This is a genomic window from Affinundibacterium nitidum (assembly GCF_014284155.1).
GTDB classification, from domain to species: domain Bacteria; phylum Pseudomonadota; class Gammaproteobacteria; order Burkholderiales; family Burkholderiaceae_D; genus Undibacterium; species Undibacterium nitidum.
This window is the reverse complement of sequence record NZ_JACOFZ010000014.1, coordinates 24029-47073: the sequence shown is the minus strand read 5'-3', so window position 1 is coordinate 47073 and position 23045 is coordinate 24029. Positions and strand designations below refer to the sequence as shown.

Below are 23045 nucleotides of genomic sequence, written 5' to 3'. Positions count from 1 at the left end.
CAGTGAAACGACTTTGCGCCGATGATAGTGCTGCAACCAGTGTGAAAGTAGGTCATCGTCAGGCTCTTATCCCAGAAAGCCCCTGATTCCAGCGAATCAGGGGCTTTTGCTTTGCGCTTACCGAAAATATCGTCAACCCAATTGGCGTGAACTAGCTGTGTTAAGGCATTAAGTTATAATGCGCAACCCGATTCATCTCAAGATTTCCCACGGAAAATGATGGACAAACCTCGGTCTTCTAAACTGCGAGCGATAGTTATCGGTGCTGGGCCCGCCGGCCTAATGGCGGCCGAACGTCTTGCGCTCGCTGATCTTGAGGTTGATGTCTATGATGCTATGCCATCTGCTGGTAGAAAATTTCTGCTCGCCGGTAAAGGCGGCATGAATATCACTCACGCGGAGGAATTTCCTCTATTTCAGCTGCGCTATTTCAATCGCCAACAAGACCTAGCAAGAGCGTTAAATGCATTTACTCCTCAACATATTCGCGAGTGGGCATCTAATCTAGGAATTGAAACATTTGTTGGTAGCTCCGGTCGCGTCTTTCCAGTGGATATGAAGGCTGCGCCATTGCTGCGCGCATGGTTGCATCGTTTGCGCGAAGCCGGCGTCCGATTTCATATGCGTCATAAGTGGTTAAGCTTCGGAAGCAAGGGGCATCATTTCCAAACTCTAGTGGGCGAAATTGAGAAGAACGCGGATATCGTGATCTTTGCAATGGGTGGTGCAAGTTGGGCTCGCCTTGGTTCTGACGGCAGGTGGCTTTCTCAATTTCAGGAACACGGAGTCAACCTGAGAAGCTTTGTACCAAGTAACTGCGGATTCAATCTTGATTGGAGTTTGTATTTCCAGCAAAAATTTGCGGGTTCGCCTTTGATGAAAGTTGGAATGAGCTTGGAAGATATCACAGGAGAAAGCCGAAGCCGGATCGGTCAGTTTGTGATGAGTGAGACGGGTATTGAAGGCAGTTTGGTATACGCCATGTCCTCGTATATTCGAGACCTGATCGAACGCGATGGAAGCGCGACTGTATTCTTGGATTTGTTACCGGACAAAGATGATGAGCGTGTACTGCGCGAATTGGCGACCCCTAGAGGCGCGCGTTCCTTATCTAGCCATCTACGGAGTAAGCTTGGCCTTCATCCGGTACACAACGGATTAATACAAGAGTGTCTCCCGAAAGAAGTCATGCAGGACATCCCAAGTTTGGCTGCGGCAATCAAAAGGCTACCATTGAAAATCATCTCTCCGCGTCCCATTGACGAAGCAATTAGTAGTGCTGGCGGTGTCTGTTTTGATTCACTGAATGAAGATTTGATGTTAAAAAAGCTACCAGGTATGTTTTGTGCTGGCGAAATGTTGGATTGGGAGGCTCCGACCGGTGGATACCTACTCAGCGCTTGTTTGGCCACCGGCTATGTCGCAGGTGAGGCGGCAGCAAGATATGCATCTATAATCAGAGAGCAGGCCATTCGATGACACAACAGAAAATTTGTCCAGACACCGGACTAGTTCTTTCTCCCTGCACCAAGGTCTGCAAGATCGATCACTTGACCAAGCTTTGTCAGGGATGTTGGCGTAGTTTGGATGAGATCGCGATGTGGAGTCGAGCGACGGAGCCACAGAAATTAGCAATATGGGCCAAACTCGAAGCGAGAAAAGAACTGACATAAACGTTCAAGTTTTTCTTCAAAATTGCCGTAAAGCACATATCATCCTTTGAGGCTATGACTATGCGCGCGCCATTCTTTTTACTTGCACTTTTATTCACAGGATCAGCAGCTCTTGCGAATGATCCTCCAACAAAGCCTATTAAATCTGCATCGGCTAAAGAAGAGGCTTCTGCCAAAGAAGAGTCAAAATCGTCTAAGGATACAAAAGACTCGAAAGACAGTAAGTCATCTAAAGAAGGCAAAGACAGTAAAGACTCTAAAGATAGCAAAGCGGCCGAAGCGGCGCGCTTGAAAGAGGCCGCTGCTGCCGATGAGCTTGCCGCGAAGATCGCTGAGAAATTAGCGGTGATACGCAAAGATAAGGAAACTCGCGGAAGAGTCGTTGGGGCCCCACCGATTGTTCGCCCCTACAGTTTGGCACCACGCAGCGCTGAAGCTAACTCCAAAGCCAAGAAATCTGAATCCGCACACGAAGCTCCGCATTGGAGTTACGAAGGGGAATCAGGCCCTTTAAATTGGGGAAAAATGAATCCGGCAAACACCAAGTGTGATCTTGGTGAGCGGCAGTCACCTATCGATATACGTGACGGTATAAAAGTTGAGCTCGATGGTATCAACTTTGATTACAAACCTGTGCAATTCACAGTGGTCGATAATGGTCACACGATTCAAGTAAACTTAAGCTCGGGTAATTACATTAATGTTTCTGGCAAGAGCTACGAGTTACTGCAATTCCATTTCCATAGACCATCTGAGGAGCGAATCAATGGTAAGGGCTTCGATATGGTCGCTCATCTTGTACACAAAGATCGTGAAGGTAAGCTAGCCGTTGTGGCGGTGCTTTTAGAGGCGGGGCAATCGCAAGAGATTATCCAATTAGTTTGGAATAATCTTCCGTTAGAGAAAAATGATCCAGTAAAAGCCTTGAGCAATATCGATCTTTCCAAGCTACTGCCAGCCAAACGGGACTACTACACTTATATGGGCTCACTCACGACTCCACCTTGTAGTGAGGGTGTATTGTGGTTGGTACTTAAACAGCCTATGGAAATATCAGCAGACCAGTTAGCGATTTTTGGTCGCTTGTATCCGATGAATGCGCGCCCAATCCAACGCAGCTCGGGTCGTATCATCAAGGAATCTCGTTAAATTATAAAAACATAGCGAATACAACGAATTACTTCAGAAGCGTCGTAAAATGCTCTTTTCATTGACTTAGTTCGCTATGTTGACTCTCAACGTCATTGGTGCCGGGCGCGTTGGCCAAACTTTGGCACGGCTGTTTCACAGCGCTGATCAATTTCAAATTGCTTCTGTTTTCACGCGCACCGCAGCCACAGCACAGCACGCATCTCATTTTATTGGTTCTGGTAAGGCAGTTCACAATCTGCTTGAACTTGCGAGCGCCGACGTTTGCATGCTTACCGTGGCCGATGACGATATCGCGACTATATCGAACTTGTTATTAGTAAAGGACATGCTTAAGCCACGTAGCATCGTCTTTCATTGCAGTGGATCGAAGTCTTCTTCGATCCTCCAGCCGCTGCGAGACGCTGGGCACTATGTAGCTTCCTTCCATCCTGTACGAAGCTTTGCTTCACCTGAAGTGGTTGTGGCCGATTTTGTGGACACCTATTGCGGAGTAGAAGGCGATGCTGAAGCTTTAGCGATTTTGGTTCCCGCCTTTGAGGCAATCGGTGCACGCACCTTCATGCTTGAAACTGAACATAAATTGCGTTATCACGCCGCGTCGGTGTTTGCCAGTAATTATTTGGTGACATTGATGGACATCGCACTAAAAACATATCAAGCAGCTGGTCTTTCACCAGAAATGGCAGTCGCTTTAGCACAGCCATTAGCGAAGAAAACGTTGGAGAATGTCTTTAGCAGCAGCACCGAAGATGCCTTAACCGGGCCAATCAAGCGCGGTGATCTTGAGACTGTGGAAAAACAGTTGGCCGATTTGGCTTTATGGGATCAACAGGCCGCAAGTTTGTATCAAGCGTTTATTGACCCGACAAAAGCTGTGGCGAATCGAGTTAAACGACACTAAGGATTTATTCGGAGAAGTAGACGCTGTTACGCCCATTCTCTTTTGCCTGATACAGCGCAACGTCAGCGCGTTCGAACATGCTATCTTCAGATTCATTGGATTTGTATTCAGCGACACCCATACTGACCGTCAATGAGAGTTTACCTTTTGCGAGATCCGTGGTGCGTGAAAAATCATTGCCAGCAATGGTCGCACGCAGATTTTCTGCGATAGAGGTCGCTTTTTCGAGGGAGCAGTTTTTCAGTAGTAGCAAGAATTCTTCTCCACCCCAACGGCAGATCACATCGCTTTCACGTAAAGACCGTTTTGAAATGGCAGCGATTTCACGTAAGACATGGTCACCTAAAAGATGTCCGTGTTTATCGTTGATTTTTTTGAAGTGATCGATGTCCATTAGCGCGACACACAGCGGTTGTCGTGAACGTTCACTATCGAGTATTGCTTGTTGAAATACGAAATCAAATGCTTGGCGATTCAGCAGTTTGGTTAAAGGATCAGTTGCTGCTGATTTCTCAATTCGCTTTTGGTAGCGACGAATTGATAATAAGACGATGATCAATACAGTAAAGGTAATCCCTAAGCCAATTGCTGCGTTGACCATTAATAGGCGGTGCAGAGGCTTCAACTCGCCATCAAAATTTTGTTCAACTAAGAGATGCCAACCGAGTTCTGGGATAAAGCGCGAATTCACATAGACGCTCTCGGCGCCATCAGCATACTCAAGATGAAGGGAGTCGTTTTTTGCATTTGCTAAAATTTGTTTCGCGAGAACTTTGATGCCAGGGATATTTTCTAAATTGGTTTTCTTGTGGGCGAAGCTACTGCCGCTTAATACGACATTCCCTTTTTTATCCACGAAGTAGATATTACGTTGAAAGCGTGTCTGATAGCTGTCGATCAGATGTTTCATCGTGTCGAGCGTCAAACCTATGCCAACCGCCCCGATAAACTTACCTTCGTAATTGACCACACGATAGTTGGTAAAAATGGTCATGTTGTCGCGGTTCGCCATGTCGGCGTCGACATTGGTTTCGTATTGCGCCTTCAAATTCTTGACGCGAAAAAACCATTGATCGCGAGGCTCACTGTCTTTGATGGTTTTGAGTAGACCATCTGGGTAGTAATAGTTCTTCGTGATGTCGCTAACAAAGAAACTGGAGATTGCGTTATTTTTTGATTTAATTTCTTTTAGATACTTAGAAATTTGAGCGACATCTTGTTCGCCATCGATAACCCAATCACGCACAAAGGTATCATTTGCCATTTGTGCGGAAACAAAAACTGGGCGCAAAATATCTTTTTGAATTTCTGAGTACACATTATCGCCGGTGATGGGCAGTGTATTTTCAGATAAACCTCGTTGTAAGGTTTCGCGAGATACATAATAGCTAGTCGTCAATACTGCTACAAAGCCGAGGACCAAGATCAAAGAAATCCAAATCAACAAATGATATTGCTTAAATGATTTTCTCATAGGTCCAATGGTGCGTGAATGTAGTTCTGAACTTAGGTGAGGGTCGCCAAAATTTATTGGCTAAGAGCCAAGATCATACTATAAACCAACACTATTTCGAATCAATCTCGACGGACTTTGTCTTTTTTCGACGACCTTAGGCGGGTGTTTGATTAACTTGAGCCCGCCTATTTCAGGTAGAACGATGTATTCTTGATCATTTGCAGCTAGCATACGGGCAGTTAAATTGATCAAAACAATGTTTTCGATGTTTGAAAACTGATGTTTTGGCGCCACCTTTGTTCTGGTCGACCTATCGCGCTTGCGACCGCACATCGATTAGAAAACCATTTTTGCCGTTTAAGGAGCGATATGGCACAAGTAAAAACAATATCTCGGGTTGATTTGGCCTCTTACCTGATTGCAGCAATTGCATTGTTTGTCATTTTAAAGTCCGGACTTTTGGTGACTCTGTTTTCTGGCTTGATTTTGTATTCCTTAGTTCGTTTATTGGTGCCCACCATACAGCGGCGCTTTAGTAATCAGCAATCGCGGTTAATTGCTGTCGGCTTCCTTTCAACCATGGTGATCGTCGCTTTGAGTTTCGCTATATGGGGGGTGTTCGCCTTTCTGCGTAGCGATGCTGGAAATTTGCAAAGCCTTCTACAAAAGCTCGCTGATATGATAGAGGCGTCGCGTCAGCAATTGCCACTTTGGATAAGTAGTAATATTCCTGAGGACGTAGATGGACTTAAACGCATTATGATCGATGCTCTGCGCGATCACGCAGGAGAGGCGAAGGTGGTGGGACAAGAAGCTGGGCATATCATTGTGCATCTGCTGCTCGGTATGATCATTGGTAGCATGGTGGCTTTGCAGGACGCTACAAGCACACATCGCTATCGGCCTTTCGCCGCTGCATTACATCAACGTGTGGTCAATTTGGCGGAAATGTTTCATCGCGTGGTGTTTGCGCAGGTTCGGATCTCTTTGATCAATACCATTTTCACGGGTATTTTTTTAGCGGTGATCTTGCCAACGGCGGGCGTGCACCTGCCGCTGGTGAAAAGTATGATTGCAATTACATTTGTTGCAGGCTTGATCCCCGTAGTCGGTAATATCATCTCCAATACGGTGATCGTGATTGTGAGTTTGTCGCACTCCCTACAAATGGCGGCCGTGTCTTTGAGTTTTATGGTGATCATTCATAAATTAGAGTACTTCCTGAATGCTCGTATTATTGGTTCTCAAGTGAATGCAAAAGCATGGGAATTGTTGACAGCAATCTTAGTCATGGAAACCTTGTTCGGATTGCCAGGCGTTGTTGCTGCACCGGTTTTTTATTCATACATTAAGAAAGAGCTATGCGATCGTGACTTAATATAATCACTTTCGTTTATCGTTAACAAAATAAAAAGGTTGGAACACCATGATTCTCGAATTAGCCGATATTCGTATCCACGCTGGACAACAAGATGCCTTCGATGCAGCCATCATTAAGGGGCTGACTGAAGTGATTGCGCATGCTAAAGGATTCCGTGGCTACAAAGTGAATAAAGGAATTGAGTCGCCTGAACGTTATGTATTGATGATCTTTTGGGATACATTGGAAAATCACACGGTCGATTTTCGCCAGTCCGATGCCTTCGTCGCATGGCGGACAATAGTTGGACCGTTCTTCGCGAGTGCGCCAGTGGTTGAACATTTCGATTTGCTAGGTAAATCAGCGTAAATTTCTAAAGTTTTCTTATGAATCTATACACTTGCATGCAGTAAGGATAATCGCACTTGAGAAACTCCTTTATGCCCCAAGTTGATAAGATTACGATGCTTGTAATTGAAGCTAAGTCACATACACATTTTGGTAGATAAAAGGTAATTATGGTTCCGCATCTTGCGACCGCGTTTAACGGTCCTCTGCTTGAGTTTGAAAAGAAAATATTGGAGGCGACACCTTCGATTGAGCGATGGTTCCGACTTGAGTGGCAGGAGCATACGCCACCGTTTTATTGTTCTGTCGACATGCGTAATTCAGGTTTCAAATTGGCACCAGTTGATACCAATCTTTTTCCGGGCGGCTTCAATCATCTTTCGTCTGAAGTATTGCCATTGGCCGTGCAAGCCTCAATGGCTGCAATTGAAAAATATTGTCCCGATGCGCGTAATTTGTTGTTAATTCCCGAGGGTAATCCATGCAATATGACGTATTGGCAGAATATTGCGCGTCAAATGCAAATTTATCGTCAGACTGGTTTGAATGTTCGCCTTGGTAGCCTCGATGAGAACCTAAAGACGGCAACCACCATCGTATTGCCTGATGGTAGCGACTTGGTGCTCGAACCATTGCAACGCTCCGCCAATGGACGCCGACTCGGTCTCAAAAACTTCGATCCCTGTACTATTCTCTTGAATAACGACTTGTCTCAAAGCATTCCTTCTATTTTGGAAGAAATTCACGAACAAACTTTGTTGCCGCCTCTTCATGCCGGATGGGCGATGCGTCGTAAAACAAACCACTTCGATTGCTATGATGAGGTAGTGAAGAAGTTTTCGAAGATGGTTGAGATTGATCCTTGGATGTTGAATCCTTTCCATGCAAAGTGTACTGACGTTAACTTTGATGAGGGGACAGGGCTCGACGCACTGATGGCGACTGTTGATACCATACTCGCGAAGATTCGCAAGAAATACAAAGAGTACGGCATCAAGGAAAAGCCTTTCGTGATCGTGAAAGCCGATGCCGGCACATGCGGTATGGGTATTATGACAGTCCGTGACTCGCGCGAAGTGCGTGATCTCAACGCCAAACAAAAGAATAAAATGACCGTCGTCAAAGATGGTCGTGCGGTGCGAGATTTTATTGTGCAAGAGGGTGTGTATACCTTCGAACAAATTGGTGAGTCGGTAGCGGAACCTGTGGTGTATATGATAGACCGCTACGTGGTTGGCGGGTTCTACCGTGTGCATCAAGATCGCGGTGTCGATGAAAATTTGAATGCTCCAGGAATGGAATTCGTTCCACTCGCTTTCGCTCAGCAACATGCCGTGCCGGATATGCGTGCGAAACCTGGTACTGCCGCGCCGAATCGATTCTACATGTATGGTGTCGTCGCGCGTTTAGCCTTATTGGCAGCATCGTTGGAGTTAGAAAAGACTGATCCACATCCTGAAATTTATTAAGGCGTAGTGCGTATGAGAGTCAATTGTTAATCACTCTCACGAATGCGAGAAAATATGAAAATTGCTTTTATCACTGATCCTCTTGATGGATTCAAAATCTATAAAGACTCAACTTTTGCGATGATGCGCGAGGCAAGTCGTCGCGGACATCAATTTTTTGCTTTTGGGCCGCAAGATATGGCTCTGATCTCAGGCCAAGTGCGAGCGAAAGTTTGTGAGCTTACGTTGACAGGCGAAGCAGACCGTTGGTATCGGTTATCGCCAGCGGCCGATGTCGTTTTGTCTGAGTTTGATGCAGTAATTCAGCGTAAAGATCCACCATTTGATATGGAATACATCTACGCCACTTATTTGCTAGATTTGGCTGAAAAGCATGGTGCTAGAGTTTTCAATAAACCATCTGCCATTCGTGACCATAATGAAAAACTCAGTATCGCGCAGTTCTCACAATTCACCACCCCCACTTTGGTGACACGTGATGAGCAAAGAATTCGTGAATTTTTTGCTGAGCACCGCGACATTATTTTGAAACCGCTCGATGGAATGGGTGGTGCTGGTATTTTCCGAATTCGTGAAGATGGTATGAATCTCGGATCGGTGATTGAAACGCTCACCGTGAACGGTGTGAGCACGATCATGGTGCAAAAATATATTCCTGAGATCGTTCATGGCGACAAACGAATTCTCCTGATTGGCGGCAAAGTCGTGCCATTTGCGTTGGCGCGAATTCCACAAAATGGCGAGGTACGTGGGAATTTGGCTGCAGGTGGTGTTGGTGTTGCGCAGGAATTGAGTGCGCGTGATAGAGAAATTGCTGAATCTTTAGCGCCAATACTATACCAACGCGGCTTGTTGCTGGTAGGATTAGACGTGATTGGCAGTTGTCTGACCGAAGTGAACGTCACGAGTCCGACCTGCTTCCAAGAGATTACGCAGCAAAAAGGATTTGATGTGGCAGCCATGTTCATCGATGCTCTGGAACTCGCTATTGCTGCCTAAACAAATATTTACATTATTGATCGCAGTGATCGACGAGCCAGAATGAGTGTGGCCGCGATTCAGGATAGCAAAATGGTAGGTTTACTCTTAATGACACATGCACCGCTTGGTAGCGCGTTTATTCAAGCGGCGAGTCATGTATTTCGCGGACAACCCGAGCGCTTGGAGGCGATCGATGTTATCGCTGATCAAAATCTAGATGAAGTGAACCAACTGGCGCGAGAGGCGATTGCGCGATTGAACGATGGTTCTGGTGTTTTGATTTTGACAGATATTACCGGCGGCACTCCTGCCAATTGCTGCCGTCAACTTGCCGACCCATCGGAAGTTGCTGTTATTGCGGGTATTAGTTTGCCGATGTTGTTACGCGCGATCACCTACCGTCAAGACACTCTCGACGTGGTAGTCGAAATGGCATTGGCAGGTGGTCAGAACGGTGCGATGCGTGTCGATAACCGAATTCGCATTGGCCAAACCTAATAATCTAAGAATATATTTTTCCAGGATAGCTAACATGATTCAACAAGAAATCGAGATCATCAATAAGTTAGGTTTGCATGCACGTGCTTCGGCTAAATTGACTCAGCTTGGTGGTAAATTTAAGAGTGAAGTTTGGCTTACCCGCAACAATCGTCGCGTCAATGGAAAGTCGATTATGGGCGTCATGATGCTGGCTGCGGGCAAAGGAAGTAAGATTTTGCTGGAAACGAATGGTGAAGATGAGCAAGCCTGCTTTGATGCCATTTCCGCCTTGATCAACGACAAATTTGGCGAGGGTGAATAGTACTGCTGTGCTTTTGTATGCAAGTTTGCAGCTAAGATTTAATCAAACGCTAGTCAGCGTATAAGCATCTGTGGGAGATTAAGTGGCGTCATTTACTTTACAAGGCATTCCAGTTTCTCGCGGCATTACTATCGGACGCGCGCACCTTCTGCGTCCCGCGGCGATGGATGTGCAGCATTATTTGATCGCACAAGAACAAGTCGAAGCGGAAGTCTCTCGCCTACAGAGTGCCATCGCTCAAGTCCAACTCGATCTACAATCGCTCTGGTCTGACTTGCCGACCGATGCACCGACCGAGCTTGGTGCCTTCCTTGATGTTCACGTCTTAATTTTGTCTGACCCAATGTTGTCCGAGGCACCCTTGGACATCATACGCACTCGCCACTACAACGCCGAATGGGCGCTTGTCACACAGGTTGATGCTCTATCTGCCCAATTTGATGAAATTGAGGACGAATACCTGCGTGAACGCAAGGCCGATATCCAACAAGTCGCTGAGCGTGTGTTAAAGGTGCTCACGGGTACCGCACATCAATTGCCGCGTGCGCTCGGTGTCGATGAGCAGAACGCCAACATGATCGTCGTCGCGAGAGATATTTCACCAGCTGACATGATGCAGTTTCGTGATGTCGCCTTTACGGGATTTGTGACCGACGAAGGCGGGCCAAATTCGCACACCGCTATTGTTTCTCGCAGCTTAGGTATTCCGGCTGTGGTCGGCCTCGGCAATGCTTCTCAGCTCATTGAGCAAGATGATTGGTTGATTATTGATAGTGACGCTGGCGTCGTTATTGTGGCACCGTCGCCGCTGTTGATCGCCCAATATCGTGATCGACAAGCGTTGCTGATCAAAGAGCGCAAGAAACTATCGAAGCTAAAGAAAACGCCAGCGATCACTTTGGATGGAATCGAAATTCAACTGTTGGCCAACATTGAGTTACCTGAAGATGCGGTCGCAGCTATGGAGGTGGGCGCCAGCGGTGTAGGATTGTTCCGATCGGAATTTTTGTTTATGGGGCGCACTGGAAGCGAATTGCAATTACCTACCGAGGAAGAGCAATTCGAGGCCTATAAAAAAGCAGTGCAGGCAATGAAAGGTCGACCTGTGACTATTCGCACCTTGGATGTTGGTGCGGACAAGCCCCTCGATAGCAGCGAACACAATATTCTGAACCCAGCCTTAGGTCTGCGTGCGATTCGATACTGCTTAAAGGAACCCCAGATATTCTTGACGCAATTAAGAGCGATTTTGCGTGCATCTGCTTTCGGCAACGTGCATATTTTGATTCCAATGTTAGCGCACGCGTTCGAAATTGAACAATCCCTTGCGATGATTGCGCAGGCAAAGCAAGAACTTCTAACCGATGGTATCGCCTTCGATGATGGCGTTAAGGTTGGTGCGATGATTGAAGTTCCTGCAGCGGCCTTGAGTCTTCCAATGTTTGTGAAAAAGCTCGATTTTTTATCGATCGGGACCAACGATCTCATTCAATATACCTTGGCGATTGATCGTGCCGATCATGAGGTCGCTCACCTCTATAACGATACACATCCTGCGATTTTGCAGTTACTCGATATGACAGTCACCGCAGCTGATCGTGCGGGAATACCCGTCGCTATTTGCGGCGGTATGGCGGGCGACATTAAGTTGACGCGTCTTTTGGTGGCAATGGGATTTCGGGAGTTGTCGATGCCAGCTGCCATCTTGCCTGAGATTAAACAAGAAATCCTCAAGACCAATATCGGCCTTCTGCAAGTAGCTACGAAAAAGATTTTGCGCACTTATGATCCGAAATTAATTCAAGAATTACTAGTCGCGATGCGTAGCCAAGAATTTGCTACAAATTAGTCGTTGCAATTTAAGACAATTCCGAAGATACCGATTTACACGTCAAAAGCAAAAAAGCAAGGTAATTTTACACGTTGCATAATTGCCACTCGGAAATGTTGGTTTTGTTCAATTTTTGATGCCAAAGCTTTAATTGCAGTGGTTTTTTGCCACTTGGTGACTTGCCAACAGGCAAAAATGGAGTATATTCTAATCAAGTAGTCGACTTGTTTAAGGTGGCAAGTTGCCTCCTTTTATACTGAGAATACACTTTTAAACCTATAAGTTCTCATGACTTGTACGCTCGCTTTGACGGAAATTCGCCGATTCAAATCGAGTAATTTAACTCCTAACTTGGCTGAAATAACATGAACTTAACTACAATGAAAGTGGGTAAGCGCCTCGGGCTCGGTTTCGCACTGGTCTTCGTTTTGCTGATCGCGGTGACAGCACTAGGCATTTCAGGCATGTCGCTCATTCAGGACAGACTGGAAAACATCGTCAACGTCAGCAACAAGCAGGGTCGCATGATTTTGGACATGCGCGCTATCGTTTATGACCGCCAAGTTTCATTACGTAATTTGACTCTTTTGACCGACTTGGATGACATGGCCAAGGACCTCAAGAAGATTGAGAAACAATCGAAAGATTACTCTGAACTTGAGGGGAAGTTATTGGACTCCTTGAAGAAGGATCCAAATTTCAGCAAGGAAGAAAAAGATCTTTTAGTCAAACTGAAAGAGAAGGAAAAAGCAGCGGAGCCCTTGCCTAATTTAGCCAAAGACTTGGGCTTAGCCAATAATCAGGAAATGGCAACAATTTCTTTGATCAAGAAAATTCGCCCTGTGCAGGATGCTTGGTTGAACGTGTTGGATGAGATGGTGACGCATGGTGACAAGCAGTCGGTAGCGGTCGCAGATGAAGCTAAGTCTGCGTTCAGTTACGCAAGAAATTTACTGTTGATCTTGGGTTGCGCTGCACTCGTTTTGGGAATAGTGGCAGCAATCTTTATTACGCGTAGTCTGTTGAAGCAATTGGGTGGTGAGCCGGATTATGCCGCTGAAATCGCAAGCAAGATTGCGTCTGGTGATTTGTCTGGCGTGATTGATAGCGAAAATGGTGACAACGATAGTTTGATTCATGAAATGAAAACGATGCGTGATAGCTTGGTCAATATCGTTGGACAAGTTCGCGTCGGCACAGACACAATCGCAACAGCTTCGCGTGAAATTGCATCTGGAAACTTGGACTTGTCTTCTCGTACGGAGCAACAGGCAAGTTCTCTCGAGAAGACGACTGCGTCGATGAAAGAATTGACGACTACCGTGAAGCAAAATGCAGACAATGCACGTGAAGCGAATAAGTTAGCAGCATCCGCTTCTGACGTCGCACGTCAAGGTGGTGTGGTCGTTGCTGAAGTTGTTGATACGATGAGTTCGATCAATGAATCTGCGAAGAAAATTGTCGACATTATTAGTGTGATTGACGGCATCGCATTCCAAACAAATATTCTCGCGTTGAATGCTGCAGTTGAAGCTGCGCGTGCAGGTGAGCAAGGTCGTGGTTTTGCGGTGGTTGCATCTGAAGTCCGTAGCTTGGCACAACGTAGTGCTGCTGCGGCTAAGGAAATTAAGACCTTGATCGGTGACTCAGTCGAGAAAGTGGAGATCGGCAGTAAGTTGGTTGGCCAAGCTGGCGCAACGATTGATGAGGTTGTGTCGAGTGTGCGTCACGTCACTGACATCATTGCTGAAATTAGCGCTGCTAGCCAAGAACAAAGTACTGGTATCGAAGCCGTCAATTTAGCGATTATCGAAATGGATGGCATGACTCAGCAAAATGCAGCATTGGTGGAGGAAGCTGCAGCCGCCGCGCAGAGTCTACAAGATCAAGCGGGTGAGTTGGCGAAAGTCGTCAGTATCTTTAAATTGAATGTGGGTGAACAAAGTATGTTCGCACCGAGACAAAGTGCCGCTGCAAAACCTGCGCCCCAAGCGGCAAAACCGCAAGTGAAATCCTCTGTGAAATCATTACCTTCCGCTAAACCTGCACCGAAGAAAGCGAGTCCAGCGAAAGCAAGTGATGACGATTGGGAAGAATTTTAATACCGACGACGTATTTGACTGAGAAGGTGAGACTTATGCAGATTCGAATTCTTGTAGCAAGTGTAGTGTTAGCATTTTCTAGCTTAGGTAACGCGGTAGCTGCAGTAAATCAACCAGTGATGGACAATAAGTCGTGTGAAGCACCTAAATATCCTAAAGCGTCATTGATGAATGAAGAAACTGGAACTGTAACTTTGGGGTTTTTGGTCAGCGTTGATGGAAAAGTGGTTGACTCTAAAATTGAAAGCACAAGTGGCTCGAAAAGTTTGGACAAAGCAGCGCTAGCAGCCTTAAGTCTATGTAAGTTTAAACCTGGTTCGAAAGATGGTAAAGTTGAGCAAATGTGGACGAAAGTTGATTTTGTCTGGAAGTTTTGAAGGTCTGTGTCTGCTTTTTCCTTAACCAATAACAGCGAGTTTGTTTATGAATTCTAAAATTTCTGCGATCGTGTCTTGCGCCTTGTTGGTAGTATCGAGTACGAGTCTCGCTGCCGAGGTCTCTCCAGTAATTGACAGCAAATCTTGCGATCCTCCAAAGTATCCAAAAGCAGCTTTGATGAATGAAGAAACTGGAACCGTATCGATGGGTTTTTTGGTAAGTCCAGATGGAAAAGTGGTTGACTCCAAAGTTGAAAAATCGAGCGGCTCTAAGAGTCTTGATAAAGCCGCATTGACTGCATTAAGTTTGTGCAAATTCAAACCTGGGACAAAAGACGGCAAGCCTGACCAAGTATGGGCAAAAGTCGACTTTGTTTGGAAGTTGGAATAGTTTCACTTAGCAATGTGTGAAACCCGTCACGGTAAGTGGCGGGTTTTTTTTTAGGGTATTTCTAAGGAAGAAGTATGTATTTGACATATATCGATGGACAATGGCGTGAAGGTAATGCTCCCATCATGGGAGCGATGGATCATAGTGTCTGGCTTGGCTCGTCCATTTTCGATGGAGCGAGGGCGATACGAGGTCACTTGCCAGACTTACGCTTGCATCTGGAACGCGCCTTACGTAGTGCCAATGAATTGGGCTTGACTTGTGAATATGGGATTGATGAACTCGATGCCCTGTGCCGCGAGGGTGTAGCTCGCTTTCCAGTCGACGCTGAGCTTTATATTCGCCCATTGATTTTTGGACTGGAAGGGCTCTTGGTGCCTACGCGTTCAGGTTTCGCTTTAACGCTGTTTGATGCACCGGTTCCAAAGTTTGAGGGGTTCTCAGCCTGTCTCTCCACACTACATCGCCCCTCTCCAAGTATGGCTCCAACCAATGCTAAAGCCTCGTGTTTGTACCCGAACACGACGCGTGCATTAGTCGCAGCGAAGCAACGTGGTTTCGATAACGCGGTTGTTTGCGATCCACTTGGAAATGTCGCTGAATTCGCCACTGCAAATTTGTTTTTCGTTGATGCTGATGGTCGAGTGGTAACACCAATTGCAAATGGCTGCTTCTTATCGGGAATTACGCGGGCGCGAGTCATACAGCTTTTGGGCACTGCTGGTGTGGACGTAGTGGAGCGCACAGTGCGCCCCCAAGAGCTGCAGTCAGCTGTAGAGATTTTTAATACGGGGAATTATGGCAAAGTGATTCCATGTACGAAGTATGAAAATCACGAAATGCCAATCGGCGAAATGGCGACGCTTGCTCGAAAGTTATACTGGGAGTTTATGCAAGCCAATTAAGGCCTCACAGGCATTAGCGCGCATTCTCGATAAGTTCTTTAAGACGAGCTTCAAGATTGCGCGCAATTTGTTGTCCCTTTGCTTTGTATAGTGCTTCAACGTAGTCTTCGCTCAAACTAATAAAATCTTCTAATGTATCTGCTCGCTCAACCTTGAGTTGCAGAGTAAATCCTCGAAGACCCAAGTTTCCCTTAATCGTTTCTGTAAAAAATTGACGGATAGTAGCGATTTTCTCAGCAGGGGTAGACGGCTTGTCGTCAGTTAGCTCGATAGGGGCCGTTTTAGCCACTGTAACGGACTGTGGCGTGGCTGAGAGATGGTCTTTGTGTGCCTCGGTTGCAGCGGCTTGGCTGGGTACTGCAACTGGTGCGATGAACTCTAAGCGTAGCAGTTCGTTCAAATTCTCTTGGTTGAGGCCAAGCGCAGCTAATCGTTTGAGTAGCTCTTCGCTGCCGTGTTTTCCATCAATCATGACTAAGAGTGGCCTAAGCTTAGAAGGCAGTTGATATTTTCGACTGCTAATTTCCTCGCGGCCTTTTTCTGTTTTGTCGTAGTAGATCGTTGCCATTTTGTTTTCCTGCAAAGTAGGGTTGGCCGATATTGCAAAAGCTGTGATCCATACACTAGATATTAGTCCTTTTTTTGCCAACAGCATTTAATTTTTCATAAGCATTTTTACTACAAAAACAGAAAATGGAAATATGGATTTTTACTTAGCTTTAAGCTGTCCCATAAAAAAAGCCCACCGAAGTGGGCTTTTCGAACTGATTGTGCTTGGAAATCAATCGTTTTCGTAGATATCGATATCTTTTGTCTCTTTGACGAACAGCATGCCGATAACAAAAGTAATGCTAGCAACGATAATTGGATACCACAAACCGTTATACATGTTACCGGTTTGCGCAACGATCGCGACACCGGTCGCAGGTAATAAACCACCGAACCAGCCGTTACCGATGTGATATGGCAAGGACATGGATGTGTAGCGAATACGAGTTGGGAACATTTCAACCAGCATCGCTGCAATTGGACCATACACCATCGTGACGTAGACGACCAAGATCGACAGAATCAAGATGACCATTGGCTTATTGAGCTTAGCAGGATCAGCTTTCGCTGGGTAACCCGCTGCACGTAAAGCGTCAACAACGGTTTTCTTGAAGGCTGCATCTTTTGCTGTGGCATCTGCTTTGGCCAAGCCTGTTGCAGCATAAGACTCGATCGTAGTGCTACCAATTGCGATTGTTGCAGGACCTTTACCATCGACTGTCTCATAGCTAGCTGAGTTAGCCGCCAACACCTGTTTTGCAATATCACAGGAGCTAGTGAATTTTTTGGTGCCAGTTGGGTTGAACTGGAATGAACATTCAGATGGGTCTGCAGTCACCACAATCTTGTTCGCAGTTTGTGCTGCGGCCAAAGCTGGGTTTGCTGCTTCAGTCAATGCTTTGAACAGTGGGAAGTAAGTCAAAGCCGCGATCAAACAGCCAGCCATAATAATAGGTTTGCGACCGATCTTATCTGACAACGCACCGAATACCACGAAGAACGGTGTGCCGATAATCAAAGACGCCGCGATCATCAAATTCGCGGTAGCGTTATCAACTTTCAGTGTGTTAGTCAGGAAGAACAGCGCATAGAACTGACCTGTGTACCACACGACCGCTTGACCTGCTGTCAAACCAACCAATGCCAAGATAACGATCTTCAAATTGCTCCATTTACCGAAAGATTCGGTCAATGGCGCTTTAGAGACTTTACCTTCTGATTTCATTTTCGCGAATGCTGGAGATTCATTCATGGACATACGAATCCAGACTGAGATCGCTAACAAGATAATAGAAACCAGGAATGGGATACGCCAGCCCCAGTCAGCAAATGCTTCTTCGCCAACCGCTGTACGTGCACCCAAAATCACCAGCAAGGACAAGAACAAACCCAAGGTCGCGGTTGTTTGAATCCAAGATGTGAACAAGCCACGTTTTCCGCGTGGAGAGTGTTCCGCTACGTAGGTTGCAGCACCGCCATATTCACCACCAAGTGCCAAACCTTGCAACATACGCAAAATGATTAACAGCACAGGGGCCGCAATACCGATGACTTCATAGCCAGGCAAACAACCAACAATCGCTGTCGAGCCGCCCATGATCACAATCGTGACCAAGAAGGTGTACTTACGACCAATCATGTCACCTAGACGTCCGAACACTAACGCGCCAAACGGACGAACGATAAAGCCTGCTGCGAAAGCGAGCAGTGAGAAAATCATCTGTGAGTTTGGATCGAGTGCGGTAAAAAATTTCTTACCGATGATGGCAGCGAGCGTGCCGTAGAGATAAAAATCGTACCATTCAAAAACGGTACCGAGTGACGAGGCGAAAATGACTTTCCGTTCCTCTTTGGTCATTCCTTCAGATGCAACTGTTGCGGTGCTCATAAAGTCTCCTTTTTGTGATTGTCGTTATGTTACTAATGTGTGCTGCTAATTCCTCATATATTTACGCTCTCGCCTAATAAACTATCAACTTTGCCCGTAAATGACAATCGAAATTTGTCAGGAATTGAAAAATTAGTTTATATCGTTCGTAAACGTTGTGAAAAGCGAAAAATAAGTGAAAACCCTGATAGGTCGATTATGATGTTCGGGGTAGGTAAGTTATGTAAAACCATACACTTAATTTTTAAGAATTTGGTCTATTTGCCAAGGTGTTTGAGTTACATCAAGTGAATCGGGACTGATATGCATTCTCAAGACGAATCAGATCACTGTGACCTGTTGGTGATCGGCGGTGGCATTAATGGTGTGGGTGTCGCACGTGACGCTGCCGGCCGAGGACTGCGAGTGATTTTGTGTGAGAAAGATGACTTAGCATCACACACTTCATCCGCCTCATCGAAACTGATTCATGGCGGACTGCGTTATCTTGAATACTATGAATTTCAATTAGTACGAAAAGCGCTCAAGGAGCGAGAAGTCTTGATGCGTTTGGCGCCGCATTTGATCTCTCCTTTACGCTTCATCATGCCGCATCGCGAAGGCTTGCGCCCGAGATGGTTATTGCGAGCCGGCCTATTTTTGTATGATCATCTGGCAGCGCGAGCATTGCTCCCAAGTTCACACAGCATTGACTTCGATTCACACGAAGTCGGTCGACCTTTGAAGAAAATTTTCAAGCATGGCTTTGCATACTCCGATGCTTGGGTTGACGATGCGCGCTTAGTCATATTGAACGCGATCGATGCACGTGAGCATGGAGCCAGAATTTTGACTCGCACAAAATGTATGGATTTGCAGCGAGTTGATGGAGTCTGGACCGCGTCTTTGGTACAGCAAGGCGCGCAGAAGAGCGTCAACCTAAGGGTGCAAGCAAAAGCAGTGGTAAACGCGAGTGGCGCGTGGGCTGCTGAACTTCAACATCAATACTCCCCATCTTTAGCACCTAAACATTTGAAGTTGGTGAAGGGTAGTCATATCGTCGTCAAGCGGCTGTTTGAGCATGCTCATGCATATATTTTTCAGCACCCAGATGGGCGTATCGTGTTTGCGATTCCCTACGAACACGAATACACCTTGATCGGTACCACGGATATTGAATTTCATGCAGACCCAAACCAGTTGCAAATTTCCGCAGAAGAAGTTCGCTATTTATGCGAGTTGAGTAATCAATATTTTGAGACCCAAATAGATCCAAGTGATGTGCTGTGGTCCTATTCTGGAGTGCGGCCATTGGTTGATGATGGACAAACCGATGCTAAGGCGATTACTCGCGATTATCGTTTTGATTTAGACAATCAAGGGCCTCCAATCTTGCATGTTTTTGGTGGCAAGATCACTACTTATCGGCGTTTGGCGCAAGATGCCTTGAACCAGATCGCACCTTTACTAAACAATACAAGCGGCGATTGGACTGATAGTGCAGTGCTGCCCGGTGGGGATCTTTTTCGTGGTACTCCCGACAATGAAAATGTAATAAATTGGGATCGTTTTTTAGCTCAAGCTTGCCAATACTACGCTTTTCTTCCTCCAACTTTGATCGCGAGATATGCTCGATTATATGGAGCCCGTATTCATGTCATGCTTAAAGGATGTGACAGTCTCGCCGCCTTAGGTGAAGAGATTCTGCCTGGTTTATTCGAGGTAGAGGTTCAGTATCTTTGTAAAGTTGAGTTTGCCACGCAGGCTCAAGACATACTGTGGCGCCGTACGAAATTGGGCTTGCACCTACCAGCGAATGCCAATTCAGTGCTGGAAGCTTGGTTGGCTCACATTCCATAATCATCGTTTCGACTCATTCCTCTTTATCGCGATTATTCGCGCTTTGTACCTCACTTTGTGCAATTGGTCGCTATTTGATTTTGTCAGATTAACTTTCCATTTAGAGTTACACCATCGATTTAGGCTTGAAGCCAGAATGAACTCAATGGAGGAAAAAATGAATAAGACCGAATACATCAATCTATTGCAGCACGAAATGCAAGACTTACCCAACGCGACGCAAGCACAGGTGTTGGAGAAAACCTTGAAGCAATTCGAGGTTGAGCTTGCAACTGGCAAGTCCGAGGCTGATATTTGTGACAAGCTTCCTCATCCGAGAGTGGTGGCTGCGCAGGCAAGAGCGAGTATGCGTTTTCAATCACTCAAAAGAGACTTTAATATCGGTAACTTGTTTGGACTTTGCATCGCCTTAATTGGATTGATGTTTTTCAATTTGATTATGGTCGTCCCGGCACTCGCCTATAGTGTTTTTCTCTTCGCATCCTATATCGGATCTTTGGCGGTGTGGCTCGCTGGCGTGGGAGTTCTCGCAGCGAGTATGTCTGGTGTCCCTGAAGTGCAGTTTAAAGGACCATACCATTCGCATGCCGAAAATCATCGTGGATACGATGTGAAGCATTTTGGTGCCAGAAATATTCGGGTCGATGTGAGTGAGCGCGGAATTATTGTCGATAAAGAGGGTGTGCGCGAAGCGGTAGAAATGGCGCGAATCGATCAGGACAGTGCGATGCATTTCGACCATCAAGCATCGACGATTACCATTAAGAATCAAATGCATGGTTGGCATTTCTTCCTCGGCGCTGCCTTGCTCGCCTTGGGTACAGGCCTGCTGTTGTTGTGTTTGATGATGACTCGCTTAACGTTCATCGGCTTCAAGAAGTATTTGCTGTGGAATTTGTCGATTTTGCGAGCACCTCTTGCAGCTTGATCGTTGTCATTAATTTATGTTAAGGAGAAAAACTCATGAAAACGATCGCGCGAATTGGTCTTGGATTGCTGGCCTTTGGTTTTGTTATAGCGGTATTGGGTGCGATAGTGATTCGTACTAGTGCACCTCGTCCCCCAGTGTCACAGCCGACAGTAGTCAATGCACCGAGTGTGGCTCAAGCGAATGCTCCAGCAGTGGGAAGCCCGACACCAGCAGCTGCATCTGCTGCAGTGCAAAATCAGGCGGCTAGCAAGCCATAACAGTCACTTTGTTTCACCTTTGGGCGGACTCGAAAGTCCGCCCTTTTTTGTCCTGTGTATCTTTCACCACTTGGTTGCAGACAAAAATACACAATTGCCGTCAATTATCCAATGCTTTATTTGCGCTATCCGACTTTCTAAGATAATCTTTGAGCGTTTGTGATTTTCCGCTTTGGGCAGTGCAGTATGGTTTTCCAGAAGCGCTTATTCTTTCACTTTGATTGATTTGGATTTATGACTATTTTTCACCGTAAAAGCGCACTATTTTTTGTCTTTGTATCAAGCTTGATGAGTAGCGCTATAGCACAGCAAAACTCGGTGCAATTCATGGGAGCTGCGAACGCGAAAGTGGCAAAGGCAGCTGCACTAAAATCGAAATGGGAAGGTCCTACAACCGGCCCAAAACTGCAGCGTGATAAGAAAATCGTTTTTATCGCCGGTGATATGAGTGATGCAGGAACATATGGCGTGTTCAATGGCATGAAAGAAGCTGTTGCAGGCGCAGGTTGGCAGGTGTTGTCTATTGATTGCCGCGGGCGCTGCAATCAGAGTGCTAATGTTGTGAACCAAGCACTTGAAATGAAGCCTGCCGGTATTGTGCTCGCTGGCGTTGATGCGGCCAGCCAAACTAAGGGCTTAACCGCCGCCGCTGTAGCCAAGGTTCCGGTCGTCGGTTGGCATGCTAGTTTTAAAGCAGGTCCAGTGCCAGGTTTGTTCACTAATATTACTTCTGACCCAAAAGATGCTGCTCAATTGGCAAGTTTGTTTGGTGCCGTCGAGTCCAATAGCAAAGCGGGGATCGTTGTGTTTACGGATACTTCAAATCCTTATTTAGCAACTAAATCTGGCGCGATTGTTGAAACACTGAAGCAATGTGAAACTTGCCGTATTTTGAGTGTCGAAGACTTACCGTTGGTTGAATCTCGCAAGAAATTCCCGAGCTTGATCGAATCTTTGGTAAAGCGTCATGGTAATAAATGGACTCACATTATTGCGATCAATGACGTGTATTTCGATATGATGGACAAGCCTGAAATCGAAGCCATGGTCGAAGCCAATAAATTGCGTGGAATTTCCGCCGGTGATGGATCTCCAACGGCGTTCAAACGTATTCGCAAGAGTGATTTACAAGTGGGTACGGTACCAGAACCTTTGGCATTGCACGGCTGGCAGTTAATCGATGAGTTGAACCGCGCGATGTCTGATGCGGCACCGAGCGGTTACCATGCGCCTTTGCATCTGGTGACACTGCAAAATATTAATTATGACGGTGGACCGAAAGATACTTTTGATCCTTCGAATGATTTCCGCAATAAGTATCTGACTTACTGGGCTAAGTAATTGATTGCATGAACTTCAAAAAGGGCGAATAATTCGCCCTTTTTTATTTCTTGGTCCGACATAGATCCGCTTTCCTATATGGGTGGTGTGAGTAGTATTCGGACTAGTATTAGGATCAAACATGAACAAAGCAGAAGCAATCGCGATTGCCAACGAATCCTTACAGAGCAATGCGCTGAATGAGCGTAATACACAGTTCTCGCAATTAGTGCGTTATGTGAACGATGAAGGTTGGTGGCTCAATATTCCTTTGGCCAATTTTCGACGTGAGAACCATTTCCTTATTTGCAGCGAAAAAGCTCGCATCATTCGACACATTATGCTCAAGCCGAATTGCATTTTGAGTCCAGCAACGAAGTTTCGAGTTAAAGACGGTGTGGCTGACGTGTTTATATCGGCGGCGAACCCTAAGAAATTGGTGGATATTCTTGAGGGGGGCACTAAGTATAGTTTTAATAAGCACCTGATCGATGAGCACCGCTACTAGCAAGT

23 protein-coding genes are annotated in these 23045 nt (G+C 46.1%); 20 read left to right on the top strand and 3 right to left on the bottom strand.

Going from position 1 to position 23045, the window contains the following annotated elements; genetic code table 11:
• Nucleotides 1-216 precede the first annotated feature (216 nt).
• From H8K36_RS18605 to H8K36_RS18590, 4 genes are all read left to right on the top strand, one after another.
• Entirely contained in the window at nt 217-1479 is a 1263-nt protein-coding gene (locus H8K36_RS18605) for a TIGR03862 family flavoprotein (RefSeq protein ID WP_186918029.1), read from the top strand.
• Nucleotides 1476-1673: a DUF1289 domain-containing protein gene (locus H8K36_RS18600; RefSeq protein WP_186918028.1), complete on the top strand. Its 198-nt coding sequence runs from the start codon at nt 1476-1478 to the stop codon at nt 1671-1673. Before H8K36_RS18605 ends, H8K36_RS18600 begins: the two co-directional genes overlap by 4 nt.
• 60 nt (nt 1674-1733) lie before the next feature.
• Complete coding sequence (locus tag H8K36_RS18595) at nt 1734-2822, top strand: carbonic anhydrase (protein ID WP_186918027.1); 1089 nt, start codon at nt 1734-1736, stop codon at nt 2820-2822.
• Between the two features lie 76 nt (nt 2823-2898).
• Nucleotides 2899-3726, top strand: a complete 828-nt coding sequence (locus H8K36_RS18590) for a Rossmann-like and DUF2520 domain-containing protein (RefSeq protein WP_186918026.1) — start codon at nt 2899-2901, stop codon at nt 3724-3726.
• Between the two features lie 4 nt (nt 3727-3730).
• Here the strand turns inward: H8K36_RS18590 and H8K36_RS18585 are convergent, their stop codons facing one another.
• The gene (locus tag H8K36_RS18585; RefSeq protein ID WP_186918025.1) at nt 3731-5200 is read right to left on the bottom strand and encodes a sensor domain-containing diguanylate cyclase; all 1470 of its coding nucleotides are present in this window, start codon (nt 5198-5200) and stop codon (nt 3731-3733) included.
• Between the two features lie 351 nt (nt 5201-5551).
• Here H8K36_RS18585 and H8K36_RS18580 point away from each other — a divergent pair, with 351 nt between their 5' ends.
• The 11 genes from H8K36_RS18580 (at nt 5552) to H8K36_RS18530 (ending at nt 15748) form a co-directional block, all read left to right on the top strand.
• Nucleotides 5552-6565: an AI-2E family transporter gene (locus H8K36_RS18580; RefSeq protein ID WP_186918024.1), complete on the top strand. Its 1014-nt coding sequence runs from the start codon at nt 5552-5554 to the stop codon at nt 6563-6565.
• Between the two features lie 43 nt (nt 6566-6608).
• On the top strand, nt 6609-6911 hold the full coding sequence (locus tag H8K36_RS18575; RefSeq protein ID WP_186918023.1) for an antibiotic biosynthesis monooxygenase family protein: 303 nt from the start codon (nt 6609-6611) through the stop codon (nt 6909-6911).
• A gap of 149 nt (nt 6912-7060) precedes the next feature.
• Nucleotides 7061-8359 (top strand): glutamate--cysteine ligase, encoded by a 1299-nt coding sequence (gene gshA / locus H8K36_RS18570; RefSeq protein ID WP_186918022.1) that lies wholly within the window; start codon nt 7061-7063, stop codon nt 8357-8359.
• 54 nt (nt 8360-8413) lie between these two features.
• Entirely contained in the window at nt 8414-9358 is a 945-nt protein-coding gene (gshB, locus tag H8K36_RS18565) for a glutathione synthase (protein WP_186918021.1), read from the top strand.
• Between the two features lie 72 nt (nt 9359-9430).
• Entirely contained in the window at nt 9431-9838 is a 408-nt protein-coding gene (locus tag H8K36_RS18560; RefSeq protein WP_186918020.1) for a PTS sugar transporter subunit IIA, read from the top strand.
• Nucleotides 9839-9872: 34 nt separating this feature from the next.
• On the top strand, nt 9873-10142 hold the full coding sequence (locus tag H8K36_RS18555) for an HPr family phosphocarrier protein (protein WP_186918019.1): 270 nt from the start codon (nt 9873-9875) through the stop codon (nt 10140-10142).
• A gap of 82 nt (nt 10143-10224) precedes the next feature.
• Nucleotides 10225-11991 carry a phosphoenolpyruvate--protein phosphotransferase gene (gene ptsP, locus H8K36_RS18550; protein ID WP_186918018.1) on the top strand — a complete coding sequence of 589 codons (1767 nt, stop codon included), beginning with the start codon at nt 10225-10227 and terminating at the stop codon, nt 11989-11991.
• A gap of 347 nt (nt 11992-12338) precedes the next feature.
• Nucleotides 12339-14075 (top strand): methyl-accepting chemotaxis protein, encoded by a 1737-nt coding sequence (locus tag H8K36_RS18545; RefSeq protein ID WP_230404813.1) that lies wholly within the window; start codon nt 12339-12341, stop codon nt 14073-14075.
• A 35-nt stretch (nt 14076-14110) separates the two neighbouring features.
• The gene (locus tag H8K36_RS18540) at nt 14111-14452 is read left to right on the top strand and encodes an energy transducer TonB (protein WP_186918017.1); all 342 of its coding nucleotides are present in this window, start codon (nt 14111-14113) and stop codon (nt 14450-14452) included.
• A gap of 46 nt (nt 14453-14498) precedes the next feature.
• Nucleotides 14499-14843 carry an energy transducer TonB gene (locus H8K36_RS18535; protein ID WP_186918016.1) on the top strand — a complete coding sequence of 115 codons (345 nt, stop codon included), beginning with the start codon at nt 14499-14501 and terminating at the stop codon, nt 14841-14843.
• A gap of 74 nt (nt 14844-14917) precedes the next feature.
• On the top strand, nt 14918-15748 hold the full coding sequence (locus H8K36_RS18530; protein ID WP_186918015.1) for a branched-chain amino acid aminotransferase: 831 nt from the start codon (nt 14918-14920) through the stop codon (nt 15746-15748).
• 13 nt (nt 15749-15761) lie between these two features.
• Here H8K36_RS18530 and H8K36_RS18525 read toward each other — a convergent pair whose 3' ends face one another.
• Entirely contained in the window at nt 15762-16316 is a 555-nt protein-coding gene (locus tag H8K36_RS18525) for a hypothetical protein (RefSeq protein WP_186918014.1), read from the bottom strand.
• Nucleotides 16317-16529: 213 nt separating this feature from the next.
• On the bottom strand, nt 16530-18185 hold the full coding sequence (locus H8K36_RS18520; RefSeq protein WP_186918013.1) for an MFS transporter: 1656 nt from the start codon (nt 18183-18185) through the stop codon (nt 16530-16532).
• Between the two features lie 303 nt (nt 18186-18488).
• Between H8K36_RS18520 and glpD the strand changes: the two genes are divergently transcribed.
• From glpD to H8K36_RS18495, 5 genes are all read left to right on the top strand, one after another.
• On the top strand, nt 18489-20024 hold the full coding sequence (gene glpD / locus H8K36_RS18515) for a glycerol-3-phosphate dehydrogenase (RefSeq protein WP_186918012.1): 1536 nt from the start codon (nt 18489-18491) through the stop codon (nt 20022-20024).
• Between the two features lie 157 nt (nt 20025-20181).
• Complete coding sequence (locus tag H8K36_RS18510) at nt 20182-20952, top strand: DUF1700 domain-containing protein (RefSeq protein ID WP_186918011.1); 771 nt, start codon at nt 20182-20184, stop codon at nt 20950-20952.
• Nucleotides 20953-20987: 35 nt separating this feature from the next.
• Nucleotides 20988-21212, top strand: a complete 225-nt coding sequence (locus H8K36_RS18505; protein ID WP_186918010.1) for a hypothetical protein — start codon at nt 20988-20990, stop codon at nt 21210-21212.
• Nucleotides 21213-21500: 288 nt separating this feature from the next.
• The gene (locus tag H8K36_RS18500; RefSeq protein ID WP_186918009.1) at nt 21501-22553 is read left to right on the top strand and encodes a substrate-binding domain-containing protein; all 1053 of its coding nucleotides are present in this window, start codon (nt 21501-21503) and stop codon (nt 22551-22553) included.
• Nucleotides 22554-22674: 121 nt separating this feature from the next.
• On the top strand, nt 22675-23040 hold the full coding sequence (locus tag H8K36_RS18495) for a hypothetical protein (protein ID WP_186918008.1): 366 nt from the start codon (nt 22675-22677) through the stop codon (nt 23038-23040).
• Nucleotides 23041-23045: the final 5 nt, after the last annotated feature.